This is a genomic window from Desulfoluna sp. CLI2B, from assembly GCF_056847375.1.
In genome coordinates this window covers 910,534-934,800 of sequence record NZ_CP186557.1, presented here as the reverse complement: position 1 = coordinate 934,800, position 24,267 = coordinate 910,534, and the positions used below count along the sequence as shown (strand labels likewise).

General features: G+C 54.5%; 18 protein-coding genes. 16 read left to right on the top strand and 2 right to left on the bottom strand.

The window, feature by feature from the left end; translation table 11 throughout:
- Positions 1–6: 6 nt before the first annotated feature.
- A complete protein-coding gene (locus tag ACOYW2_RS04505) occupies positions 7–3,075 on the bottom strand; it encodes an ATP-binding protein (protein ID WP_482769550.1) in 3,069 nt (1,022 codons plus the stop codon).
- 370 nt (positions 3,076–3,445) lie between these two features.
- Between ACOYW2_RS04505 and ACOYW2_RS04500 the strand changes: the two genes are divergently transcribed.
- The 7 genes from ACOYW2_RS04500 (at position 3,446) to ACOYW2_RS04470 (ending at position 14,930) form a co-directional block, all read left to right on the top strand.
- On the top strand, positions 3,446–4,084 hold the full coding sequence (locus ACOYW2_RS04500; protein WP_482769549.1) for a hypothetical protein: 639 nt from the start codon (positions 3,446–3,448) through the stop codon (positions 4,082–4,084).
- The gene (locus tag ACOYW2_RS04495) at positions 4,081–4,437 is read left to right on the top strand and encodes a hypothetical protein (RefSeq protein ID WP_482417263.1); all 357 of its coding nucleotides are present in this window, start codon (positions 4,081–4,083) and stop codon (positions 4,435–4,437) included. Before ACOYW2_RS04500 ends, ACOYW2_RS04495 begins: the two co-directional genes overlap by 4 nt.
- Before the next feature lie 7 nt (positions 4,438–4,444).
- Complete coding sequence (locus ACOYW2_RS04490; RefSeq protein WP_482769548.1) at positions 4,445–6,001, top strand: formylglycine-generating enzyme family protein; 1,557 nt, start codon at positions 4,445–4,447, stop codon at positions 5,999–6,001.
- A gap of 209 nt (positions 6,002–6,210) precedes the next feature.
- Positions 6,211–6,495 (top strand): hypothetical protein, encoded by a 285-nt coding sequence (locus ACOYW2_RS04485; RefSeq protein WP_482417265.1) that lies wholly within the window; start codon positions 6,211–6,213, stop codon positions 6,493–6,495.
- A gap of 222 nt (positions 6,496–6,717) precedes the next feature.
- On the top strand, positions 6,718–8,571 hold the full coding sequence (locus ACOYW2_RS04480) for a GNAT family N-acetyltransferase (protein ID WP_482417266.1): 1,854 nt from the start codon (positions 6,718–6,720) through the stop codon (positions 8,569–8,571).
- Between the two features lie 404 nt (positions 8,572–8,975).
- Positions 8,976–12,767: a DUF2339 domain-containing protein gene (locus tag ACOYW2_RS04475; protein ID WP_482769547.1), complete on the top strand. Its 3,792-nt coding sequence runs from the start codon at positions 8,976–8,978 to the stop codon at positions 12,765–12,767.
- Between the two features lie 222 nt (positions 12,768–12,989).
- The gene (locus ACOYW2_RS04470) at positions 12,990–14,930 is read left to right on the top strand and encodes a hypothetical protein (RefSeq protein WP_482769546.1); all 1,941 of its coding nucleotides are present in this window, start codon (positions 12,990–12,992) and stop codon (positions 14,928–14,930) included.
- A gap of 214 nt (positions 14,931–15,144) precedes the next feature.
- Here ACOYW2_RS04470 and ACOYW2_RS04465 read toward each other — a convergent pair whose 3' ends face one another.
- Complete coding sequence (locus ACOYW2_RS04465; RefSeq protein ID WP_482769545.1) at positions 15,145–15,471, bottom strand: hypothetical protein; 327 nt, start codon at positions 15,469–15,471, stop codon at positions 15,145–15,147.
- A gap of 1,584 nt (positions 15,472–17,055) precedes the next feature.
- Between ACOYW2_RS04465 and ACOYW2_RS04460 the strand changes: the two genes are divergently transcribed.
- The 9 genes from ACOYW2_RS04460 to ACOYW2_RS04420 all read left to right on the top strand — a co-directional run bounded on the left by ACOYW2_RS04460 (position 17,056) and on the right by ACOYW2_RS04420 (position 23,708).
- Complete coding sequence (locus ACOYW2_RS04460; RefSeq protein WP_482421882.1) at positions 17,056–17,352, top strand: hypothetical protein; 297 nt, start codon at positions 17,056–17,058, stop codon at positions 17,350–17,352.
- Between the two features lie 475 nt (positions 17,353–17,827).
- Positions 17,828–18,457 carry a hypothetical protein gene (locus ACOYW2_RS04455; RefSeq protein WP_482417271.1) on the top strand — a complete coding sequence of 210 codons (630 nt, stop codon included), beginning with the start codon at positions 17,828–17,830 and terminating at the stop codon, positions 18,455–18,457.
- 459 nt (positions 18,458–18,916) lie between these two features.
- Positions 18,917–19,372: a hypothetical protein gene (locus ACOYW2_RS04450; RefSeq protein WP_482769544.1), complete on the top strand. Its 456-nt coding sequence runs from the start codon at positions 18,917–18,919 to the stop codon at positions 19,370–19,372.
- Between the two features lie 89 nt (positions 19,373–19,461).
- Positions 19,462–19,788 (top strand): hypothetical protein, encoded by a 327-nt coding sequence (locus ACOYW2_RS04445; RefSeq protein ID WP_482769543.1) that lies wholly within the window; start codon positions 19,462–19,464, stop codon positions 19,786–19,788.
- A gap of 406 nt (positions 19,789–20,194) precedes the next feature.
- Positions 20,195–20,854, top strand: coding sequence for a phosphatase PAP2 family protein (locus tag ACOYW2_RS04440; protein ID WP_482769542.1), 660 nt, complete (start codon positions 20,195–20,197; stop codon positions 20,852–20,854).
- Positions 20,851–21,231, top strand: coding sequence for a diacylglycerol kinase (locus ACOYW2_RS04435; protein ID WP_482769541.1), 381 nt, complete (start codon positions 20,851–20,853; stop codon positions 21,229–21,231). The genes ACOYW2_RS04440 and ACOYW2_RS04435 overlap by 4 nt, the downstream gene beginning before the upstream one ends.
- A gap of 754 nt (positions 21,232–21,985) precedes the next feature.
- Positions 21,986–22,369 (top strand): hypothetical protein, encoded by a 384-nt coding sequence (locus tag ACOYW2_RS04430; protein WP_482769540.1) that lies wholly within the window; start codon positions 21,986–21,988, stop codon positions 22,367–22,369.
- A gap of 397 nt (positions 22,370–22,766) precedes the next feature.
- The gene (locus ACOYW2_RS04425; RefSeq protein ID WP_482769539.1) at positions 22,767–23,258 is read left to right on the top strand and encodes a GNAT family N-acetyltransferase; all 492 of its coding nucleotides are present in this window, start codon (positions 22,767–22,769) and stop codon (positions 23,256–23,258) included.
- 108 nt (positions 23,259–23,366) lie between these two features.
- A complete protein-coding gene (locus tag ACOYW2_RS04420; RefSeq protein ID WP_482769538.1) occupies positions 23,367–23,708 on the top strand; it encodes a hypothetical protein in 342 nt (113 codons plus the stop codon).
- Positions 23,709–24,267: the final 559 nt, after the last annotated feature.

Genomic DNA, 24,267 nt, shown 5'->3' with positions numbered 1-24,267 from the left:
CTCTCATCATCGTCCTGTCTGTTGCAATGCCGACTCCGGCACCGTCCCTGCCTGAAAATACTCAGACGACTCCCTGTCCGTGGGCGCCCGCCCTGCTGCCTGCTGGCCGACGCGGACCGCGTGGATGGCCTCTGCCAGCTCCTTCATGGGCACCGGCTTGAACAGCACCGCCGACACCCCCATCTCCTCGTGGCGCCTGCCCACCAGCTCGTTGCTGAACCCGGTGCAGAGAATCACCGGCACACCGGCATTGAGGGCCCGCACGCTTTCGGCCAGCTTCAGCCCGGAAATCCGGGGCATGGTCATGTCCGTTACCACCACGTCGAATCCCATGGGATCCTCGGTAAAACGGTCCAGGGCCTCCACCGGGTCCTCCAGGGCCACCACGTCAAAGCCCATGCGGACCAGGGCTTCATCGGCCAGGGCCACCAGCATGGACTCGTCGTCCACAAACAGCACCCGCCCCCTGCACACATCCCCCGGGTCCCCGCTGAGGAGGGCCACGTCGGTTCCCCCTTCGGCCCTGGGAAGGTAGACATCCACCGTGGTTCCGCGCCCTTTGCCGGAGTCCACCACCACGGCCCCGTTGTGGCTCAGGATGATGCCCTGGACGACAGCCAGCCCCATGCCCGTGCCCTTGTCCGGCTCCTTGGTGGTGAAATAGGGTTCGAAAATCCGGGCCCGCACTTCGTCATCCATGCCGCCCCCGGGGTCCGAGACACGCAGAAGCACGAAGGCGCCGGGTTCCAACCCGTAACGCCGCGCCTCCCCCGCATCCAGGGAGGTCTGGCTCACCGACACGCGGATCGCCCCGGCCGCCTCTTCCATGGCATGGGAGGCGTTGGTAAACAGGTTGACCACGATCTGGTGGATCTGTACGGGGTCGGCCACTACCATCATGGACGTGTCCGGGAAATCGGCTTCGATGGAGACCCCTTCAGGAACCACGGGCCGCATGAGGGAAAGGGACTCCCGGGTGATCTCCACCAGGTCCACGGCCTTGCGGGCCTGTTCGTCCTGACGGCTGAAGGCCAGGATCTGGGAGACCAGCTCCTTGGCCCGGACCCCCGCTGTTTCGATCTGTGCCACCACCTCCGGGGCCTTTCCGTCTGCTTCCCCAAGGTACATGCCCCCAAGCTGGGCGTACCCCAAGATGGCCATGAGGATGTTGTTGAAGTCGTGGGCAATGCCCCCGGCCAGCACCCCGATGGACTCCATCTTCTGGGCCTGCCGGAGCTTCTGGCTCAGCTCCTCTTTCTCCATCTCCGCCACCCGGCGTTCCGAGATGTCCCGGGCCAGGCCCACCACCTCCATGCGCCCGTTTCCGGCGGCGATGAAGTGGCCGGACACCTCCAGCCAGGCAAGCTCCCCGTCCTTTCGACGGTGCTCCAGCTCCACCAGAAAAGCCGCCCCCTCCTCCGGGGGAGGAAGCACCCGGGCCAGCTCCCGGCCGGAACTTTTGGTCAGAAAATCCCTGAAACGCGCCCCCACGATCTCTTTGGGGGTATACCCGCTGATTTTAAGGCAGGAGGGGCTGGCGTACTGAATGGTTTCCCGCTCCACCTCCACCACCACCAGGGTGTCGAGAATATTGTCGGACAAGAGCCTGTAGTGCTTCTCGCTTCGGCGGAGGCTCTCCTCGGCTCTACGGCGCTCAAGGATCTCCCGGGACAGCTCCCGGCGCCTGAGCTCCAGCTGGTCCTTCACCGAGGTGACGGCCTGGTATACCCGGGAGTTGTACAGGGCAATGGAGAGGTACCGGCTCACCTTCTCCAGGAACTCGATCTCCACCGGGGTCACGGGCACGCCCCCCTGCTTGTCGGAAAACACCACCAGCCCGATGAGCTGATCGTACTGGACCAGGGGCACCGTGCACATCCCGTTGCAGGCCTGGAACAACGCCTCCACATCGGCGCGCACCCCTTCGTCGGACATAAGGATCTCGTTGTTCAGGAAGTAGTGGTCGATGAGGCAGTCCTCGGCCACAAGAAAGGCCGTGGTGGCCTCATCCAGAAAGATCTCCTCCCCGTCCATGTCCATGAGCCGCCCCGGATCTTCCACGGGGGCAAAGAAAAAACGGATGGACCGGAACCGAAGGGTGGACCGCACCAGCTCCCCGAACTCATCCACCAGGCTCCGGGTATCACGCAGTATCAGGAGGTCACGGGCAAATTTACTCTCCACGGTCTTCAGGTGATGCCTGTAGCGATTGAACCGCCGACTCACCTTGGGGTGCAGCCTTGTAACCGCCAGATGGTTGGCCGCATACCAGCCGAGCAACAGTGGGGCCAGGGGAACCATTTCACCGCCGTACAGCAACGGTTTGATCAACGAAAAAATGAATAGGTTGGGAAGGAGAAACACCAGAGCATAGGCCATCCTGTACAAAAGGAACCGGGCCACGCTGAAGATATCCTGGATGCGATGGCGAAGCACCCCGTATGCCATCACCCCCATGGGCACGAACATGAAATTGGAGGCGGGGTACGTGGGGCTGCCGGTAAAGGAGAAGGCGGTCACCAGGATCAGGCTCGGTCCCCCCACAAGGGCGGCGAACAGGTAGTGCTGCTTTCGGCGCGTATCAAGATCCTGCCGTCCCTTCATCACCGACACGATGCAAAAGAGGGTGTACCCGAAGGAGATCACGCCATAGGCCACATATACAGGGAACAGGGGGCCGGCCTTGCCGATGACGCCCCAGGGGTGGGTATGAAGCCCGGAAAGAAACCACGGCCCGAGGCAGGCTCCGGCCATGAGAAGGCTGAGCGCACACACCCCGTACTCCAGCCGGGGTTTGCGCACCTTGAGAATGCGATGGAAAAAAAGGACCCCCACATAGGGCATGAGGGCATAGGCCATGAGGACACACCTCTCCATAAAGAGCAGCATCCCGGAGTCCGAAACAACGTGCTGGAGGAGATATTGAATCGGCCTTACAGACGCCAGCAGAAACAAGATGGTAAAAAGAACCGTCTCCTTCTTTAACCGGCTCCTGAACAGTGAAAACAAAGAGAGACACACCCCAAAATAGACAGACAACAGGGGCGGTATCAGCCTCACATCAAACTGATCCATCTGCATCCCTCCTTCTGCGGCATGACCGACGCGGACCTGACCGTCGGTGCCCCTTCCACCATGTAATCACTCGTTTGACTCGTTCCTGGCGTTCATATATACTACCTTCATCGGCAAAACCGACGACCGATTTAATATTTAAAGAACAAAAAGCCCCCGGCAGGCGTCTTTTCGCCCGCCGACGGCTGTTTCACGATGATTTGAGATAATACACTTTCGAGTGGCTATCAACCATTCTTACGCTTTCAACTCAGAGGTTCCCGGGCGGATACCCCTGCAGTTTACCGTTGATGGAAATTGGAAACATTCCCCTCTCCTGATCCGAAGACTGTACCCCGACCCCGCCACGGCCCTGGCCGATCCGGACATTATGGACACAATCAACGCCATCTTCAGCAGACATCCGGCCCTCCTGAGCCTCTTTGTCATCACCCCCGACGAAACCGTGGACCACTCCCGGTCCAACGGCACGAATCAGGCACCGTCCTGCCCCCTGCCCCGCCTCAACAAATTGTACCATGAGGCTGTGCGGCTTCTCCCCGAAGGCCATGAAGTGCACCTTTCCCTGGGGGACACAGGCCTGACCCTGCGACAGCTGCCCCTCTCCTGGGTTCTGGCCGTACACCACCAGCCCGACTGCGGAACAGCCCCCATCGACGCCCTTGAAGAGGCAACCCGCAGCCTGCCCAAGAGCCCCGAGGCGCTCCAGGAAGAGACACTGTCCATCATCACCCCCGAAGCCCTTATCGCAGGCCCCATGAGCCCCTGGCTCCTCCCCCTGATGAAGCTCCTGGAGCGGGTGACCGGTGCTCCGCCCCAGGCCCCCTTCCACGAGGCCCTCAACTCATGGATCGACCGGGAGGACCCGGACCTTAAGGGGTTGCCCCGCTTTGCAGCCATCCTGGCCAAGGCCATCACCGATCCGGGCCAGCGGCGGGTTTTTGCCGAAAATGCTAAAGAGATCTTCACTTCCGGCGAAAAACCGGCTAAAGGAAACCGGACACCATGACCACCATACTGGACTTTATCAAAATCGCCCGCATACAGGGTGTGGACTCCTATTGCCTGGTCTCCGCCAACGGTCGCCGCATGGCGGGCAACACCGCCCATAGCGACGCCTTCTGTCAGGAGCTGGCCCGGTTTGCCGAGGAGAGTGCGCGGGCTACCGAGAACACGGCCTTTGCCCCTCCGGCAAGCGTCTCCATCCGAGGGCCGGAGACCTCGCTTATTATCATTCCCGTGGGCGGATACGCCCTGGGCATCACCACCGCGGCAAAGACCCCGGAGGGCCCCCTCATCGACGATGTCATGGCCTTTCTCCGGCGCATCCGTCACCAACATACCGTCAGCCAGAAGAGTTAGTCTTGCCATGCCCCGATTGATCCTGCCGCTTATCGCCGTGTTCCTGCTGGTCACCCCCTGCTTCGCCGCCGAGCTGCCCGATGTCAGCTCCCGGGTCCTGCCCGACCTCACCGAAGCCCTGGCGCGATACCGGGACCTGAGCCGCGCCCTTGACGAGACACGCCGGACCCGGCTCCAGGAGATTGAGCGCGCCTATTACCTGAAGCTCAACAGCCTCAGGCTGGAGAGCCCGGAGCCCCCCAAACCCAGGGGCATGTTCGAGACCACCGAAGAATATAAGGAGCGCCTGGCCAGCTACCGCAAGGAGCTCGACAGGGTACGCACCGCCAACCATGACACCCTGGCCGACATAGAAAAGCGGGGCGTCCTGCGCATCCAGGTGGCCGAGGTGGAGGTCGACTGGCTCGAATCCCAGCTCATTCGCCTGGCCCCCCTGGCCGAAACCATCGACCTGCTTCAGGAGAAAGGGTGCATTGTCTCCCGGGACTCCGCCACCATCACGGTGCAGCGCCCCGACGCCGACACCTTCCGCTTTCCCGTCACCATCAATCACAACGAAACCCTCTACCGGGATACCTGGACGTACCCGGACCGTGACCGCGCCGAAACCATCTGGCGCCTCCGCCACGATCTCAAGGTGTTTCCCTACTACACCCCCGTTCCCGCAGAAAACGACGGCATTGAGCTGAACCTCACCGCCTTTATCGTCACCGGACCGGACAACGCCCCCCTGATGCGCTTTCCCGTGGGCACCTCAGAACCCTTTGACGAGGTGAGGCGCCTTGCCCGCATCCGATCGGACGAGCTCCCTGCTGCCCGGGTGCTCCTGGCTCTGAGCAACGCGGTGGAAGGCCCCCTGCCCGGCATGCGGTTTGTCTTTATCTCCCCGCGCTCCTTTACCATGGGCAGCCCCAAGGACACCCCGGGCCGCCTCCCGGACGAACGACTCCACAAGGTCCGGCTCACCCGCCCCTTTTACATGCAGACCACCGAGGTCACCCAGGCCCAGTGGGAGACCGTGATGGGCGAGAATCCCTCCGCCTTTCCCTACTGCGGCGGGGACTGCCCGGTGGAAAACATCTACTGGCAGGATGTCCAGCGCTTTATTACCCGGCTCAACGCCCGGTACAAAGGCAAGGGCCGCTTCCGCCTTCCCACGGAAGCCGAATGGGAGTACACCGCCCGCACCGGCTCCTCAGACCCCTGGGACCAGCCGGGCGGTGACGCAGGGGCCTACGCCTGGTTTCGCTCCAACTCAGGGGACGCCCCTCACAAGGTGGCCACCAGGCGATCCAACCTGTGGAACATCTACGACATGAACGGCAACGTCTCGGAGTGGTGCAGCGACTGGTACGGCCCCTACCCCGAGCTTCCCATGGCCCGCAACCCCAAGGGCCCCGTGCGGGGTGACTTCCGCGTCAGCCGGGGCGGCAGCTGGTTCCACGGCATCGACAGCATCCGGGGCGCTCACAGAAACAGCGACAACGCAGGGGACAAAAGCGGGTACATCGGTTTCCGCCTGGTTCTGGAGATCCCCACCGAGGCCCTGAACCACACCCCGTGATCATCCCCCGATCGCCCCGGGAAACCGGCCTGAAAATCGGGAATCTCCCCTATAGACATCCCGACCACCCCAGACATACAATCCATCCATGCACTGAGTTTTTCCCGTGTCTTCAGATGAACAAGACGGATCTCCCGCGCCACAGGCGCACCTAGGGCCTTTCAGGCCCTTTTGGCGCGGGATCACCCTTTGACGTTTTCGGAGGCCCCATGATCAGCAAAGCAGCCATCGCCTCATTCAAGCTCCCGCCCCACACCATCCGATCCTGCCGGGATCTTTATGAAGAACTCTCCCGGCACCCCAAACGCTACCAGTCCCTCAAGGAGACCCTCGCCCACTTTGAGTCCGATCCCCAGGCCCTCAACAAGCTCTGGTGGGTCCTGAACTACCATTCGGAAAACTTCGACAAAACCCGCAAGCTCCGGGCCTGGGTGGAGGCCCGCCTGGAAGAGCTGGCCGCCGACCGAAAGCGCAGTCATCCCCTCCAGGCCTGAGGCTTCGGCCCCACGGCCCGACGGAGCCCCGAGGCACCACCCGTCAAACGGAATATCCCCTTTCCCCGCACTTTTTGCTTCCTTTTCCCTTCGGCAACGACTACCTTAATAAAACAATGATCACCCGAACGGTGGCGAAACGGACGTCACCGTTCGGCAACCGCCCCCGCCCCCTGCGGTGTCGGCTGGCTGCCCTTCCCTTTCCAGTGAGACACGTTGCCCATGGTACGAGACTACTCCACAGTGCTTCAAGAGATGATCGTGACCCCGGAAGTGGCCTTAGAAGAGCTCGAACCCGGGATGAGTATCTTTATCGGCACCGGTGCGGCCGAACCCCGCACCATGGTCCGGGCCCTCCTGGCCTCTGCCGCGCCCAACATCCAGGATCTGGAGCTGATCCAGATCATCAGCTTCGGCGATGCCGTCAACTCCAAGAATTTTTCGGCCGACCGCTTTCGCCTGAAGACCTTCTTCTCCGGATGGGTGGCCGACGACGCCATCTCCAAGGGCCATGTGGACTACATCCCCAGCCGCTATTCTGAGATCCCCAACCTTTTTGCCTCGGACCACATCGACGTCCACGTGGCCATGATCCAGGTCTCCCCGCCCAACGACTCGGGCTATTGCAGCCTGGGCACCGCCGTGGACGTGGCCCGGCAGGCCATCGACAAGGCCACCGTGGTCATCGGCGAGATCAATGAAAACGTCCCCCGCACCTTCGGGGACACCTTTGTGCCCATCTCGGATTTCGACTGCTTTGTCCTTTCCGACGACCCGCCCTTCACCTTTGACCGCTGGCCCGTGGACAAGGTCTTTGACGTGGTGGCCCAGAAGGTGGCCTCGGTCATCGAGGACGGCAGCTGCATCTCCTACTCCATCGGCCCCCTCTTCGAGGCCCTTCCCCGCCACCTGCGGGGCAAAAAGAACCTGGGTATCCACAGCCCCTTTGTCACCGACGCCCTCATGGACCTCATCAACAGCGGGGCCGTGACCAACCGGAACAAAAAAATCTACCAGGGGAAATCCCTGACCTCCTACGCCCTGGGGTCCAAAGAACTTTTAAAGTGGCTCGACGGCAACCCCATGGTGGAGTTCCAGGCCATCAACCGGGTCTTCAGCCCCATGCAGATCGGTAAGAACCCTTCGGTGGTCACCATCGTCCACGCCCGGAAGGTGGACTTAAAAGGCCGCTTTGCCCTGCACACCGGCAAAGGCAACGTGGCCACCGGGCCTTCGGAGGTCATCGACTTTTTCAACGGCGCCGAAATCTCCCGGGGCGGGTGCACCATCTTCGCCCTGTCCAGCAGAAACCTGGAAAGCAAGCCCAACGTCATCTGCAGCGTGGACAACTACCCCAACCAGTTCTCCCTCCATGAATCCGTGGACCTGGTCATCACCGAATACGGGGTGGCCAGCCTCAAAGGGCGCACCGTGCGGGAACGGGCCCAGGCCCTCATCGAAATCGCCCACCCCGACGACCGCGCCGCCCTGGTGGCCGCCGCCCGGGACAGCCACATCCTCTACCCGGACCAGATCTTCCTGGAAGATTCCGCCCACTCCTACCCTTCGGAGATCCACCGCACCCGGACCTTCAAGGGAGGAAAGGTGATCCACTTCCGTCCCATCCGCCCCTCCGACGAAGAGGGCATGAGAAAGCTCTTCTACCGATTCTCGGACACCGCCGTCTACTACCGTTACTTCACCCCGGTGACGGCCATGCCCCATGCCAGGATGCAGGAGTACGTCAACATCGACTACACCGACACCATGGCCATCGTGGGCGTTACGGGCCGGGCCGACAAGGAGCGCCTGGTGGCCGAAGGCCGGTTCGTCAAGGGAAGAAAGGAGGGGTACGCCGAGGTTGCCTTTGTTGTGGACGAAGCCTTCCAGAACATGGGCATTGCCACCGGCATGCTGGACATGCTCACGGACATCGCAAAAAAAAGGGGACTTAAAGGCTTTACCGCCGATGTCCTCAGCTCCAACCGCCAGATGCTCGCCGTCTTCAAAAAGCTCGGGGAGAGCTGCAAGGTGACCATGAGCGACGGAGTGTATGAAATTGCCGTGACGTTTTGAATTTACGAGGGTAATGCCCGTCATGCCCGACCCAGCTCCGCGCTGCCGGGCAGGCGGCGCCCCACAGTATGTTCCCTGTCCGTTCCGGCGTCGCCCGCCGTGACGCTCCGTTGACAAGCCGTTCATAAACAGCCCTGCCTCAGCCGCCCATCCCTTTGATCTTGCAATGTTCCTGATAACCCCATAAAGTGACAAACCATGTGTCGCAGCACCGGGAACACGCCCACGTGATAACGCCCGGCAGCACCTGCCCATCTGCCCGGTCTGTGCCACCACGCCGATTTTATCTGTCACACACGTTTGTGTCGGCCTCCGTAACTCACACACTTGCACTGCATGCGCCCGGTGCACCCCATGCCCATCATTCCGGCGCGCATGTTTAACGTCTGCTATTTCGGTGTCCCATGTATTTCCTGCTCTTAGCCATCCTCGCGATCTGCGTGTTTACACGGCTCAATAACGTCAACAAGCAGCTCTCCAGGCGTATCGATGCCCTTGAGACAGCCCTGAAGGACTTGTCTGCCGCAGAAGCGGCCCATGAAGAAAGGGCGCCCCGGGCGACCGCAGCCCCTCAGACGCCATCCCATGACGAGATTCTGGATGAGATGCTCCTCGACCTTCCACCGGAGCCCCAAAGGGCGCCATCGGAAAAGAAACCGGCCCGCCCGCGCTTTCAAAAAGGCCGCATCCTGCTTGCGCCGCCAGCCCTCTTCATCAGGGAGCCCCAGGCAACACCTGCCGCACCCAAACCCGCCCCTGCCCCCAGCCCCACCCTGCGCAGCACCTGGGCCGCCCAATGGCAGCGGTTCAAGGAAAACGTGGACTGGGAACTCTTTGCAGGCGCCCGGCTCTTTGCCTGGCTCGGGGGGCTGGCCCTCTTCATTGCCGCCGGGTTCTTCGTCAAGTACTCCATCGACAACAACCTCATCCCGGCCCAGCTTCGCCTGGCCATCGGCGCGGCCACGGGCACGGCCCTGCTTATCGCCTCGGGACGGGTCAAAAGCCTGCGGTTTGATATCCTCAGGCAAACCCTGGCGTCAGGGGGCATCGGGGTTCTGTACAGCGTTGTCTTTGCAGCCACCCTCTACTATCACTACATCCCCAATCCCATGGGCTTCGGGATCCTCTCCCTTATCTCGGCAGCGGCCTTTGCCCTCTCCGCTTTTTACCGGCGCATCTCCATCGCCATTCTGGGAGCCGTGGGCGCCTATGTCACCCCCCTGCTCCTGGGCAGCGGCCAGGGGAGCCTCATCCTGCTCTTTGCCTACCTGGCCGTGGTGGGCGTGGGACTTCAGAGGGTCTCGGCGTTCCTTGCCGCGCCCTCCCTTCTCTTTGTGGCCGCAACAGGTACCCTCATCACCGCAGGATGTGCCACCTTCGCCACCCTTGGCTCAGGCCCTGCCTTTCCCATGGCCGTGATGTGGGGCGCCATTCCTGGGCTGTTCGCCTTCTTTCTCGCACCAAAACAGCTCAACCCCGAAACAGACCAGTCCGTCAGGTGGGCGGGGTTCCTCTCCTTTTTGCCGCCCATTGCCGTGGCCCTGCTCCTCACCTTTGCCAAACCGGGCTGGGAGCCCCTTTTTATCCTCACCGCCACCTCGGCTGCCGCCCTGGCCCTTGGACTTTTCAACAACGCATGGCACCACCGGGTTGTCCCCTGCATTGCCATTACCTTTCTTCCGGTGCTGGCCTGGGTCGCCATGCGGTTTGGTGCCGAGACCGCTTCGACAGGCACCCTTCTCCTGCTTGTCTACGGCGTGACCGGAGGCCTGGGCCCCGTGGCCCTTATCCAACGCAACGGCCACTCCGACATGATCCTCCGCTGGCTCAAGCTCTTTCCCGCGGCTGTTGTGGCGGCAACCGTCCTGGCCCTTGCGGGAACGCCCTTTGCAGGACCCCTCTTCTGGCCCGTGCTGCTGATCCTCCAGATCGCGGGTATTGCCATAAGCCTTTTTGTCGGCGCCTTTCTCCAGGTGCTGCTCCTTCTGGGACTTTTTGTCGGAGGCGGTCTCTACTGGCTCTTTGCCGTGCCCACCTCCTTCATCGGCTTCGGGTTCTTCGCCTTTGCCCTCATGGCGGGCGCACTCCTCATGGCCGCCATGATCCTTTTGATCAGGTCCATGCCCGCCCTTTTGGCCCGGCTGGACCTTCCCCCTGCCAAAGGCTTTGCCACCCCCTTTTTCAAACTGGAGGAGTGGCTCACCGCAGCACCGTCCGTGGGGCTCTTTCTCCTCATGGGGGCCGCCTTTGCCGTGCGCCATCCCCACTACCCCCACGCAGGCATGGTGACCCTTACGGCCTTTCTGGGGCTCTGCCTGTTCATGTGCAGACGGACGGGCTTTCAGCCCACCGGGGCCATTGCCCTTGTGGCCACGGCCGCGGCCCAGTCGGCCTGGGTCTTCAGCCAGTGGGGCGCCCCCCTTCTCTTTTCCGCCGTTACCTGGTCCTCGGCGCTCTTTGTTGCCGCCCTGGCCCTTCCTTTTCTCCTGTTCTCTCAGCAGAAGAAATGGCCCGTGGTCTGGCACGCCGCCGCCCTCTTTGAGCTGGCCCAAATGCTCTTTGCCCTGTATGCCGCAAAGATCCTCTGGCCCGGAGACCTCTCGGGCTGGCTGCCCCTGGTCCCTGCCCTTCTTAAAATTGGGCCTGTCACCATCCTGTTAAAACGGCTGGAGGCAAGCCCCCACCGCAACGGCATTCTCGCGTTTCACGGCGGGGTCCTTCTCTTTTACATCTCCGCCCTGCCCGTGCTCCTGCTTCCCCACGGATGGCTCGGGGTGGCTCTGGTCTTTGAGTCCGCCCTTTTGCTCTGGCTAAACAGGCGCATCGAACACCCGGGCCTCAGATGGGTCTCCCTGGGCCTGGCCCCGTCCGGGCTCCTGGTCCTCTACACCGCCCTGCCTCGGATGAGCGCAGAGGGTGTCCTGCCCTTGCTCAACCCGGCCTTTTTCTCCGTGGCAGCCTGCACCGCGGCCCTGGGAGCCGCCGTCAAACTCAGCCCCTGGCCCGGGCGCAAGCTGGGCCGCATGGACCTGCCCAACGTCTTTCTCTGGATAAGCCTTGTCACGGGATTCTATCTGGCCAACCTGGCCGTGGCCGACCTCTTCTCCGGGTCCGGCTCCTCCCACAGCCTCATCCCCGACGACTCCTATGCCCACTGGGCAGCCTGCGCCCTGGCCTGGGCCGGGTTCGGCGCCGCCACCTGGCGCGTGCCGCGGCTTCACATCGCCATGCGCCTTGCAGGACTCCTGCTCTTTGTCTCCGGCAGCACCGGCCTTGTCCTGTTGCCCATTTTCATGCCCAAGGCCATCGCCACCATGGGCCCCTGGGCCAACCCGGCCATCTTTGCGTGCCTGGCCCTTGTTGCCATGGCCTGGTTTACCTTTAAAAAGGAGTCTCCGGACGCCTTCAACGGCTATTCCCGCAACCTGCTCCTGGCCGTGCTGCTCGTGGCAGGGTTTGCCCTGCCCGCCCTGGCCTTAAGCACCGGTCTGGCCACGGGACGGCCCTTCACCCTCTTTTTCAGCCAGACACCCTACCGAGCCGTGGCCTCGGCCGCCCTGTGGATCCTCTACGGCACGGCCATGCTCCACTGGCCCAAGGCCCTGGATCGCCCCTTTCGCCTTGCCGGTCTCGTCCTGGCCATCATTGGCCTGGCCAAGGCCCTTCTCTTTCCCCTGCGGTTCAGCGAGGCCTTCGGTCTCATGACGCCACTGGCCAACACCCCCACCCTCCTTTACATCGGAGCCCTGGGCCTGTTGACCTTTCTCACCATAAAGCCCCGCCCCACCCCCTGGCCCCTTCCCAAGCCTGAGCCAAGTGCATTCTGGGGTGTGGCCCTTGCCGTCACGGCCTTTGCCATCCTCAACATCGAGATCGCAAGCGTGTTCGGAGGACCGGACGAACCCTTCAGCTTCCTCACCAATGGAAGCCTTCCCAAACAACTGGCCTACAGCATCGGATGGATGCTCTTTGCCATTGGCCTTCTGGCCGTGGGCGTCAGAACCAGGAACAACCAGACCCGATGGGCCGCCATCGCCCTTCTGGGCGTCACGTCCCTCAAAATATTCACCCGGGACCTCTGGTCCCTCGGCCACCTCTACCGCGTGGGCTCCTTTGCAGGCCTGGCCGTGGTCATGATCCTCGTCTCCGTCATCTACCAGAAGTTCCTGGCCGGTGAGGACAAAGGGGATGGATAAATAAGGAAAAAAAGCCTCCGGCGGCAAGGTGTGCCACCTTGAAAGCAGGTAGCGGATGCGTTTTGCCCCTCGTTCCTCGGGGCAAATCACACCCGCCTTAAAACGACATTCATTCAAACGATTTTTTATAATCTGTTTGTTAAACTTTTTTAAAAGCTTAGCCCCCGGCAGGGCCGCCGGAGGCATAAACTAAATAGATTTTTCTCGTTCTCAGGAGTTGATATGAAACCGATTCATGCCCTTATCCTCTGCGTTGCCCTTCTTGGGGCGCCCCTGTCCCTCCATGCTGCCGACACATGGGAGAACCGGGCGTCGGTCCTTGTGCCCGAGCCGGGTATTGCCGAAGCGGTCCTGCCGCCGGAGTTGATGGAAAAAACCGGCCCCAACGCCGTGGACCTTGCCCTGGAAGGCCCGGACGGCAACCGCCGCGCCTTTGAGTTGTACTGGCGGGAGCCGGACACCACGAATCGGTACGACTTAAGGGCCTACAGCAAAAAATTCAACGACAGGGGGGAGTTTATCTGGCGGTGCAACGCCCCGGACCATGAGGTGAGCGCCCTTCATGTGACGTTGGACAATCCGAGGATAATGGGCAAGGTGGAGGTCAGGGCACGGGTTAACGACATCTGGATCGTCCTTGCCAAAGACGCAGCCCTTGTAAGGTCCGGCAGGCAGACCCGGAGCGAGATCCCCATCAAGCCCGACACGTACCAGGAGTTCGGCCTGATCTTCAAAGGCTTTGACCGTGACTTTGAACAAAAAGTGATCTCTGTGGAACGCGTCACAGCCCTTTCCGTCACCGAAGGCACGGACTACGCAAAACAGAACGTCACACCGAAATTCCAGGTGTCCGAGTCCGGCGACATCACCGAGCTTCGTGCCCTGTTGCCCGGCTCCGGCCTTTATATCGACACCCTGCGCCTCACCACCGAAACCCAGTTTCTGGGCGACTGGCTGGTCGGCAGGGAAGAGATCCGCAACGGTCAGCGCACCTTCGTGCCCATGGCTGAAGGCTCGGTAAGGCACGTCTCCGACAAGATCCATGAGCTCACCCTGCCCATCAGAGACAGGTGGAAAGGCAAGTCCCTGGTCATCAAACTGGATCCCAAGGGCCGCTACCTGGGCAGCCCCTCCGCCCTCTCCGTGGAACTTTTTCTCCCCCGACTCGTCTTTTCTGCAGACAAAATGGGTTCCTACACCGCCCTTTCCGGCACCGGCTCCGAAGCCCAGATCCTCACCAGCCTCGGGTACAGGAACCGGGCACCCTATCAGGTCGTCTCCTTTTCAGAGGCCAAAGCAAACCCGGATCTCACGAAACAGGCCCTCACCGACACTTACAAACTCAAAGGTGGCCCCTTTACCAACGAGGGTTTTACCTGGGCTGCCTCCGTTGCCGTAAGTGCCCCCGGCTACTACCGGCTCCCCTTTCCCATGGAAGCAAGCCTTTCCCCCAACCGTGCAGGAATCCGCCTGGCAAAAGGTGAGACCCAGGTGCCCTTTTTCATGGACCGCACTGAAAACGTGCCGACCCCCCTGCCCCTTGCCCCGGACTATGACAAAGCCCAGAACAGAACCACCTGGGACCTCACCCTGCCCCAGCCTTCCCCCTGGTGGGTGGCCCTCAACCTGTCGGCCGAGGGCATCTTCAGGCGCACCGTGACCATCCAGCTTCCCAAACCCGGACAGGTGGGCTGGGAAACATGGAAGACCGTCACCTGGAGAAACACCCTCGACAGCGAGACCACCCTCAGGATCCCCCTGGCCCGCCTCCCCGAAGGCCAGAACAAGATCCGCATCCTCATGGATCACAACGACAACGAGCCCCTGGTCATCACAACAGCCGAGGCTGTCTATACCGCGCCATCCATCTGCTTTCTTGCCTATGAGCCCGGCCCCCTTACCCTCCACGGCGGGCACCCGACCCTCCCCGCCCCGGACTACGACCTCTCCCTGGTCCGCACAAAGCTCATGGAAACCCTGCCCACCCAGGTTATGGCCCAGCCCGTGGCCCCCAAGACAACAACCTGGTCCGGCAACTGGATCAAACACTTCCAGGCCAACGGCTGGGGCCTCTACGCCGCCCTGGGACTCGTGGCCCTGGTGCTCCTCGGTATCATCGCAAAGATCCTTCCGGCAGCTGAGGCAGGGAAGGAAGCCGAATAATAAAAGCCTCCGGCGGCCAAGGGCTGAGCCCTTGGATCCCAGGTTCGCACATGCTCCGGGGCTTCGCCCCTTCGCTTTTACTGACGGGCTGCGCCCGTGATATAGATCGGGGGTAAGAGGCAACAAAACGTATCAGGCTATCTTTCGTTCCCAGGCTCTGCCTGGGAACGATTCACGGCGCTCTACCGCCATACGGCACAACGGGCGGAGCATCTCACCCCTCAGACGCTCGAAAGCCATGATCACCCCGAACTCTGCCCCCCCGCCCTTTCATCCTCTCCTGCTCTTCTTTGTAAATGGCCGCCATGCGGTCGATCTTGGCATACTGCCGGGCCAGCAGATCTTCAGTAATGGTCCGAATCCCCCACCGCTTGAAATCCAGTTGCAGGCCGTTCCCGCAAGGGTCTTCGGCCCCTTCCAGCTCCGCAATAAAGTCACCCACAGATTGCAGCAACCGATGTATATCCTTGATGGAATCACACAACTCTGAAATCTCCGACCCGGAAAACATGCCGGGGGAGTGGCTGTTTGATGAGGTCATGGTGGAAACCTTTTTTAGTCAGTAGTGATTGGGGAGTGGTGAATAGAATGTGAAGCAACCGTTTCATCCATCGACAAATAACAACAAGCCACCGGCCCTGAAGAGAAATAGTGAAAGAAGTCACCCCGATGGTACTCAGCGCTCCAATACCCCTCAGCCCGTAGGGTGCACTCCGTGCACCAGAAGAACCCACAAATGTCGATCCTTCAAAATCACGCCATGCAGCACGAAGCCTCCGTGTCACCTATAAGCTGATCAATCCCTATTCACGGATCCTGATTGCCCGCATAGATATCTTCATAAGATTTTATGGAAAAAAATCGCCCTGCCCGAAAACAAAAGGCCCTGCTCAGACATCAGGAAAAGGAAAACGCACCTTCGGCAAAACGCAAGAGGAAACCAGACGCAGCACCGCTATTACCCATTCTGTTTGAACGCACGCAGAAATCCGAAGGGGCGTTTTCCCGCCCGTCAGTCGGAACTTCCTGTGTTCATGGGCCATTTAAAACGGCTATACCGCCGGTTGAGGGAGCGCAAGATTGCGCGTGGTGAGGAAAATACGACTTGAAAAGGGGGTGAGTGTGGTGTAAAAAACCGTGTAGCCATGACGACCTCCGATGAAGGTTGTTTTTGGTCAGGCCTGGCAGGATGGTAGGACATCCTGTCGGGTCGCTTCATGAATTCCATGATTTCCGTAATAACTAGTTATTATGTCCAACCCTAATTCCATCCTTTTCATGTGTCAACACTTTTTTCACTGACAAATCCCACAGTTATTCATTTCGAAATAAGCAGAAGTATCGTTCATACGCCCTTATGATAATGGCCACAATTGCATGAACTCTTCGCTCTCCCATCTCGGCCACAACACGACAAAACATTCCATTCATTTCATGAAAATTATCCAAAGTTCTTTCTCAAGGAATGACAAGTTTTTTAAATTGAAAAATCAAGATGCCAGGGGTATGACGTAAAAACGTTTGCCTGGAATGCCGGTGCCAGAATCACAGGGGCCAGCCCCGTGGACAGGAACAGTTCGCGCGCCCTCGATACACTAGATTGTGCGCGAAGACTTCTGTAACTATAGAATTGTAGTGCTTTGGCACATTCAAAACAAGTTCTGGAACAGCAGACGAATGGGCACCATTAAACTAATTTTTTCTGCAATATCAGGCACTTAAAGCGTTAAATCGGCTTACTTTAAATAACCGGGCCAAGATTGGACTACAATGCAAACTATTTGCAATGGTTCACAACATAGGGAATTCGGCTCGCTATGCTTGGTGTAGAGCGTGATGGGTCTGGTCGAAAAGCTCCAGACAGTCACATCGATAACAACAAAAGGGAATATAGCCTGAAAAACCAGGTTCTATATAGATCAGATATGGTGAAAGTTGTGGCATTTGCCTGAAGGATTTCTTTAAAATCAGCCGAAGAGGCATTTATGGAAATGGTGTTATTTTAGAGACTTCTTAGGATTCCAAAAATCGAAATATCCATAATAGAGCTTTTTCAAGCCTAATATCAAAAAGCTCATCGTAATAATTGATTTTCGTTTTAGCGTTCACAGTAAAGGAGTAATTAATGAGTGATTTTGATGTACAAGAAGAACAAAAAACCATGTCAATATTTTCAGCATTAGGAATATATACAGCACTATTAATAGTTACATTTTCCAACTTAGATTCTTCATTCTTCTTATTGCTTTATTTGGCCTCTGGTTTTGTTATGAATCGAATTGTTTTACGAAGGCTTATTGATTGGCATCCCGTCTACAACACATTAGAAAATGTATCTCGAGGAAAGCTGAGCATGTTTCTATTCTGGCCACTTTCCTATATTGTACTTTTTGCCAGAATTGCTATAGTTAAAATCCTGTAGTTCCAAGAAGGGAGAGTCCTCCAAACGGGACAAACATATACCGGACGAGTCATTTTGCGCCTCAATGAGGTGCTCATAAAACTCGTGGTAAGGGTAAAACTCCAAGCCTCAGGATACGACAGCTCGCCTTGCAATAAAGGACAAGCCGAATTTCGCTGCCTTGACAGCAGGGCTCCCTGTCGTTTGAGGTAGCTGCGAGTAAGCCCCAAAAAGGAGATTTTTCCCACCTTAACTTTTCCGTTTCGTGGTCAGGATGAAGGGGCAAGTCAAGCCTACACCTTTGACATTTTTGATTCTGAAACAGATTTGATCTGATAAAATACAGCTCCTGCGGCAACAGCTGCATGAAAACCATACTGAAGTTTTCTTTAATTGAATCGGTTTTCCAGATGGGATAGACCGATGTAAAGGGGTCCGGGCTCGAAAAAGTGACCCAATCAATATTTCACTAAGTACAGACGGTCAGTGGGAAAAAATGCGAAGTATAAAAAACTTATTTGTTATCTTTATTTGTTCAGCTTTGTCTGCTTGTGCTACATCTCAAAACATTAAGTGGGATCATACAGATAATTCATACAAAGACATAGAGAACAATGCCTCTTTCCGGGCTCCAGAAGGTTACAAACTTTACACCCCCTACAATGCACCAGGTGGTTTAAAAGATTTGGCCCAAGCACAGAGTGAAGACCACGCAATAGTCCTTTACAATAAAAATACCAGAATCAGTATTATTGCTGAGATAAACATACAAAAAGATGTATCCTACAGCAATCAACTCACTTCTTTTATTGACAATTATGACCAGCATCAAAACCCGACCAAAGTCTTTAATGAATTTTATTGGGAGCATGAACAAAAGGATTGGATTACTACTGTTAGCATAACACCTATACAAGTTGAACCATTCAACTTAATTGCAGGTATCATCCAAGCCATGTCGTTTGAGTCATTTTTTAGTTTAGGATATGCGTCTTTTATTGATCACAACAAAAACGACAAATACATATCTTATGTTTTGATTTTATCACCACTTACATGCTATGAGACAGCTTTGAAAGATCTAAATTATTTCCTATCCAGCATAACTCTCAGATCAAACCAGTAAATACGACAGAAACAAACGAAGCCTCTGAACCTATACATCTGATATTTTGATTCTTTTAGTAGCTCTTTATGTCCACGGAATATGCCAATAAGTCGAATGATTCAGCTCTCAGAAACACCAAAAAGCAGGTTTTGGTACAGCAGGCGTCTATACACCATAGAACCGGTCTTCGGTAACATCAGGAGCCCCCTCAAATTGAATCGATTTACCCAGATTTAGGAGAGGTCAGGTTGATACGCAGTGGATGCTCTTTGCAATTGCCGACAAAATAGGAAGCTTGAGGCACTATGCCTGATGAGTCTGATCGAAAAGCTCGCGGCTGTCGTATCGATGACCAAAATGTGGCGTGAATATTTTCGTTGACTGAATTGTGATGAATGCGAAAAAACTTTCTTTGAAATAAGCTTGGAAAGATATTCTGAAAAAAGAATTAATCTCCAAGGCTCGTTAGGCCACAAGATGGATATAAACAAAGCACTTGATAACTTTAGAAATGCCATTGATTCGATATGGGACAATCTAAGGGTCGCCAATATATCACCTGGAGATGATGAATGGGATGATATTACAGAAACTCTATTTGCCAATTTGGTTTGCATCCCACTCGATAAAGACTTTGGTCGGTATGCCTTTTACAACGAGGAGACCAAAAGTAAGATCATTTTGGTAATTCCTCATGATGTAAAAGTTCTTATTGGTACAGACGATAAGTCAGATAATGGATTATCAAACATGATAGTATGGAAAACAGATAAGTTTAATGATGATAATGAGTTTGTCTTCCGGGAATTTACAAACCCAAGTGAGCCATATTCGAAAACCAGTTTATCATTTGTCACTGGTCAATGCCTTAAAACAGGATTAATAATTTCCGCCCCTTATAGAGACGTATCTTTCAAAATTACAGAGACCTAACAAACGCATAGTAAGGGACCGCTGGCGCTCCGCGCCAGTGCCCTCGATTTGTTCAGCGGCAACACATGCGCTGCGTTCAGGCACATACAATGAATTCAATTCGAAAAAACATTAAAGAAATTCTTGATTTGATTTCTTCAAAAGAAGAACAGATTAAATATGAAAAAGAGGTACCTATTGCAAATGTACCTGCCGAATTGATTTGCACGTGGTTTGATGACCTTTATCATCCACAGTCAAAGTTACATCAAGAGGCTTTTTCAGATGATGAACAACAGATTTTAGATTCTTTCAACACTTTTTATGAATCTCGTATTGATGAACTCCCCGAAACACTGCCTGAAATGCATATAAATCTTCAGTGGGAAGAAATCATTGAAGAAGCCCAGCGTGTTCTAAGAAGCATAACATGGTGATACAGAAACGTTTTCTCGCCAACCGGGTTCAAGCAGAAAAGGGGCGAACCTACATATTTGACATTCTTGCCATCCGATCAGCGTTTTCTGCTGAGAAAATTGATACCAATCCTAATTGTGTTTGTGAGGCGGGCATTGAACCGCCTCTACACAAACCATGCATCAGCATTGCAAGCTTATAAAACACATAAATTCAGAACTTTACACCCCCACCAAGACAAGATTATATTCTGAAATAGCAGACGTATGTCACCATGGAAACGGTCTTGGGCAACACCGACGGCACTCTCAGCCTGATCTACGAGGGTTCAATCAACCAAAACCACGCCCAGGTGTACGTCAAGCATCAGACACCAGCTGAACCGGACGATGATTTTCATGTTACGAAGTGCCTGTAGTGGTCCGGATGGTTGCAACCCTAAGCCACCGACTACAGTCGGTGGGGTATCCACAAAGGCATAAAATGCATTTTTTTATTATTATAAACGTGTTTTTTATAATTATACTCACAATTATAGTAAATAAAAATATTACTACAGGATTTGATGAAAAGATTCTTGCATGGTTTGATTCTATAGAGAGTTTGACTCTAAACTTGTTTTTTATTCTTATTACTTGGCTTGGATCACTTTGGATTTTGTTGCCCACATTGGCTGGCATAACAATAGGGTTGATATTTTATGGTTATCGCATGGCTTCCATTGTGTTCAATATAGGCTTTATAGGCGCAGTATCCACGACTTATATCATGAAGTCCCTCATAGAGCGGCCAAGGCCTGAACTATTTGAAAACATGACGACTATGCCTTATGATTCTTCATATCCAAGTGCGCATACGACACAGGCTTTTGCCTTTGCATTGATGTTGTCACTATTAGTTTACTCACTGGACACCTCTTTTAAAACGTCTTTCGCATCACTGTTTTTAAGCTTTGCTGTCATGGTTGGGATCTCCAGGATGTATCTTCAAGTTCATTTCCCCAGTGATGTGATAGCAGGCGTATTGGTAGCATCAATATGGACTGGCATCGTTATATATCTCATAAACTTGGGGGTTCTCAGATGAAAAATAAGCTGTTAGGCACAGGTGAGGAGGGATATAATCCTCTTCGTAAGTTCAAGGTGATTATGCAAGGTTTGCGTTATTCTGCATCTGATTTTTCTGTTTTGCACAAGTTTATGATTTCGGTTGTCATTTTAATACCTGTTGTGATTTACAATGGTGCCTTAGATGCGTCTATTATTGTATTGGCTACGGTATTTATGTTGAGTGCAGAGATGTTCAATACCAGCATAGAAGCCATTTGTGATTTCATCCATCCCGAGTATCATGACAAAATCGGGATCATCAAAGATATCGCAGCAGCAGCTACAGGCTTGGCTATTTTTGCCTGGCTACTTGTATTGATTGTTGAAATTGTTGAGGTTGTTGGGCATATGTAGGATCTTCTGAAACATTCAGCGATTACCTCGGGGTGTCTCACGGATCGTTTCCAAACGGAACTCCGTCCATGAAGCGGTCCTACACCTCCCATGGCCTCTGCTGACTCCTGCTCCAACACTTGCTGTGTTGCCACATCCTGCGCTGCCATCTGACCGCAAAGTCGAACAGGCCTTCCCGAACTCTTTTGAGTGCCCCTTGTGGGGTATAAGAACGCGATCTTTCTTTCCACAACCGCAGCATTTACCATATCTATTCGAATCCTGGACTTCATCATGTTGTGCTGACTCATCCAGAGACTTGCTCTTGTGAGCTGGTGACTCAGAACGCCCTGCTTCCCACCCTTCGGGCCCGAATCAATACGCCCCCCCCCCTTGCTCCTGTCGGTTTATCTGTTCGTCGGCTCGTAAATTTGCCATGGAGTGACCACTCCCTCCGGTCATTCTCGCTGATGCTCGTGATTCTGCTCTGCTCCATCTCCTCCAGACGGAACCACAGGACGCCTCCCTTGCCTTAGACTAGTGCTTATGCTAAACCGTTGTTTGATCAGAATGATTCACTCACAGAGGACTTCTCGGTTAAGCTTCCGGGTCACCGCATAAAATTGCCCCCATGCCGGGCGTACACAAGTCATTGCACCGGACGGGAACAGCTGGACGTTTTCAAGAGCTTCCGGCTCTCAAATAGGTTAACTTATTCACCGTTGTCGGTCCTCGTCGCACACCCGGTGAATTCCAGTATTATCAGCTAACCATCATGAACATGCCGAACTTCAAAAAGGTTATTTACAGCATTGCCCAAGCGCAGGGCATGACAGTTGGCACATTCCATGAGGCCAGCATCACTCCCAACTTCCACGCGTGTCAACTAAGTCATCCACATGGCCTCACACTATTTGTGTTGTGCTCAATCAATGATGACTGGGCATTTGCTAAGACGTTCCACCCCATGACATGGGGGCTCGAATTCACTGATCATTCTGGCCTGGCAAGCAGTCTCCGTGAAAGCTATGGTATCGAGGTATTGGTAAAAAAGGAACTTGATGGTCCGTTCTCAAGCAGGCCATATCTGCATGACTACGATATCAAACACTGGAAGCCGAAAACCCTGGGTGAGGGATTATTCAATTGGTGGGATTAAAGGAAAAGGGGGTCGCGTTGGAAGCAGTTGGTTTTTGTAGCCATACCGGGTGAGTTGCTGTATTTGAAATATGCTTACTCACTCTTTGTATTATGTTTTTTATAGCAATAATTTTTTTCACTGAAAGCCATTTGATGAATTGAAAACTTATTGTTATGAAGTACTGTATCTCAACAGGCATATCCGAATTCAGCATTCCCCTATTGCCCTTACCGAAACACTTTTTTTAAAAAAGCCCCTTGCACATGGACCAGGCTACGTTTCGTAGTTTTGAGGTTTATCGTTATTCGCACCTACACCTAATACGAGGGCAAACCGTGACATTTCAAGCACTTGCCATCGAGCAACTATGTACGCTTAAAGAATTAATATCGAGACTGCTAAGATTAGGCCTACAATGACTATACGTAAAGCAACCCCAGATGATTCGAATGAGTTAACCGACATTTCATTTATGTCAAAAAAACACTGGAATTACCCTGACCATTATTTTGATATATGGAACGCAGAGCTAACGATTACACCTGAGTACGTACAAAAAAATCATGTCTTCGTTATTGAAGACTCTGGTATCAGGGGATTCTATTCTGTTATCAAGCTTCAGACTGAAATCACTCTTTCAGAGTTCACCATGCGACCTGGAACATGGCTGGATCATGTTTTTATTAGACCTGAATACATTGGCATGGGCTACGGAAGGTCACTGATGGGTCATCTTGCAGGACAGTCCCAGACACAAAAGTGGGCACAAATTCAAATTCTTGCAGATCCCAATTCAAGAAATTTCTATAAAAAAATGGGCGCTTCTTACATCAAAGAAGTCCCCTCAAATATTGAAAGCAGGACCGTTTCGTATTTCATTTGGAACCAACCGATTTCATTACCCTGAAGCCCACAGGCAATGAAAAGAGCCCTTAACAGATACTGGTACCAAACCATTCTGCTGGCAGGTTAACCACTCGATTATATATAAGGTTTCTTGAACAAAAGGCGACATATGGTACAAATAATTTCAGGGCTATTTATTGTATGCTTTGGCCTTCTTGGCTTTTCCGTAGAAATTGAAAATTTCCTGATAACCGGTTTTTTAGACCCATTTGGGGTCGCATTCTCATTTGTTATCCTGATGACAGGATCCTGCCTGGTTTATTTCAAATATTCCACACGAAAAAAGACAAATAACGTACTAAATGAGGCCCTTTCAATGTACCGCCACAATATCGAAATAAACACGATGGTTATTAGCAATAAAGTTGGGCTCAGCGAAATAGATGTCAGGAGAATCATTAAAAAAGCACAAGAGGACGGATTATTCCCTAAGTATGCTGATATGGCGTAGTTGTTATGATAATACTGCTTAATTATGGGCGCCCATACATTATAAAAGAAAAAAGTACCCAACTGGCGTTTTTTCATTGCACATGGAACAAATGCAATCGAATCCGATTAGGGGCTGTCTATCGTACTCATTCTCCCTGGGTTATGCACGGCATTTGCCATGAGCCATGTGGTTAACACCACTTTCTATAAATTGAGCAGACCCGACCTACCTCATGCTGACCCATTTTGTCGTCCTTAACAGTGTATAATAGGACTACGCCTCCCTCGCTTGCGTCTCTGTAGCCTACCAGTCAACGTGAAAAGTGGTCGCTTTGCTGTTCGGCGGGGGTATTGACCATTACCGCTTTGATGTATGTATATCTCGACCAAAATGGAATACTCTACAAGGGTAGATACATCCCCTGCCTCTCAAGTATTTCCACAGAAGACCAAATCAAAAATATGACGACAAAATATTTGCGCGCAAAGGAGCACTTGTATCAAGCGCAACAACTATGCTAGTATGCAATTTAAACAGCAATAGCTAAGATCATTAAATCAAACGTGAATGACAATTT

What these genes read in the sequence shown, in the direction of transcription:
- ACOYW2_RS04505 (WP_482769550.1), bottom strand. Translation starts at nt 3,075, where the DNA reads ATGGATCAGTTTGATGTGAGGCTGATACCGCCCCTGTTGTCTGTCTAT.
- ACOYW2_RS04500 (WP_482769549.1), top strand. Translation starts at nt 3,446, where the DNA reads ATGGACACAATCAACGCCATCTTCAGCAGACATCCGGCCCTCCTGAGC.
- ACOYW2_RS04495 (WP_482417263.1), top strand. Translation starts at nt 4,081, where the DNA reads ATGACCACCATACTGGACTTTATCAAAATCGCCCGCATACAGGGTGTG.
- ACOYW2_RS04490 (WP_482769548.1), top strand. Translation starts at nt 4,445, where the DNA reads ATGCCCCGATTGATCCTGCCGCTTATCGCCGTGTTCCTGCTGGTCACC.
- ACOYW2_RS04485 (WP_482417265.1), top strand. Translation starts at nt 6,211, where the DNA reads ATGATCAGCAAAGCAGCCATCGCCTCATTCAAGCTCCCGCCCCACACC.
- ACOYW2_RS04480 (WP_482417266.1), top strand. Translation starts at nt 6,718, where the DNA reads ATGGTACGAGACTACTCCACAGTGCTTCAAGAGATGATCGTGACCCCG.
- ACOYW2_RS04475 (WP_482769547.1), top strand. Translation starts at nt 8,976, where the DNA reads ATGTATTTCCTGCTCTTAGCCATCCTCGCGATCTGCGTGTTTACACGG.
- ACOYW2_RS04470 (WP_482769546.1), top strand. Translation starts at nt 12,990, where the DNA reads ATGAAACCGATTCATGCCCTTATCCTCTGCGTTGCCCTTCTTGGGGCG.
- ACOYW2_RS04465 (WP_482769545.1), bottom strand. Translation starts at nt 15,471, where the DNA reads ATGACCTCATCAAACAGCCACTCCCCCGGCATGTTTTCCGGGTCGGAG.
- ACOYW2_RS04460 (WP_482421882.1), top strand. Translation starts at nt 17,056, where the DNA reads ATGAGTGATTTTGATGTACAAGAAGAACAAAAAACCATGTCAATATTT.
- ACOYW2_RS04455 (WP_482417271.1), top strand. Translation starts at nt 17,828, where the DNA reads ATGCGAAGTATAAAAAACTTATTTGTTATCTTTATTTGTTCAGCTTTG.
- ACOYW2_RS04450 (WP_482769544.1), top strand. Translation starts at nt 18,917, where the DNA reads ATGGATATAAACAAAGCACTTGATAACTTTAGAAATGCCATTGATTCG.
- ACOYW2_RS04445 (WP_482769543.1), top strand. Translation starts at nt 19,462, where the DNA reads ATGAATTCAATTCGAAAAAACATTAAAGAAATTCTTGATTTGATTTCT.
- ACOYW2_RS04440 (WP_482769542.1), top strand. Translation starts at nt 20,195, where the DNA reads ATGGTTGCAACCCTAAGCCACCGACTACAGTCGGTGGGGTATCCACAA.
- ACOYW2_RS04435 (WP_482769541.1), top strand. Translation starts at nt 20,851, where the DNA reads ATGAAAAATAAGCTGTTAGGCACAGGTGAGGAGGGATATAATCCTCTT.
- ACOYW2_RS04430 (WP_482769540.1), top strand. Translation starts at nt 21,986, where the DNA reads ATGAACATGCCGAACTTCAAAAAGGTTATTTACAGCATTGCCCAAGCG.
- ACOYW2_RS04425 (WP_482769539.1), top strand. Translation starts at nt 22,767, where the DNA reads ATGACTATACGTAAAGCAACCCCAGATGATTCGAATGAGTTAACCGAC.
- ACOYW2_RS04420 (WP_482769538.1), top strand. Translation starts at nt 23,367, where the DNA reads ATGGTACAAATAATTTCAGGGCTATTTATTGTATGCTTTGGCCTTCTT.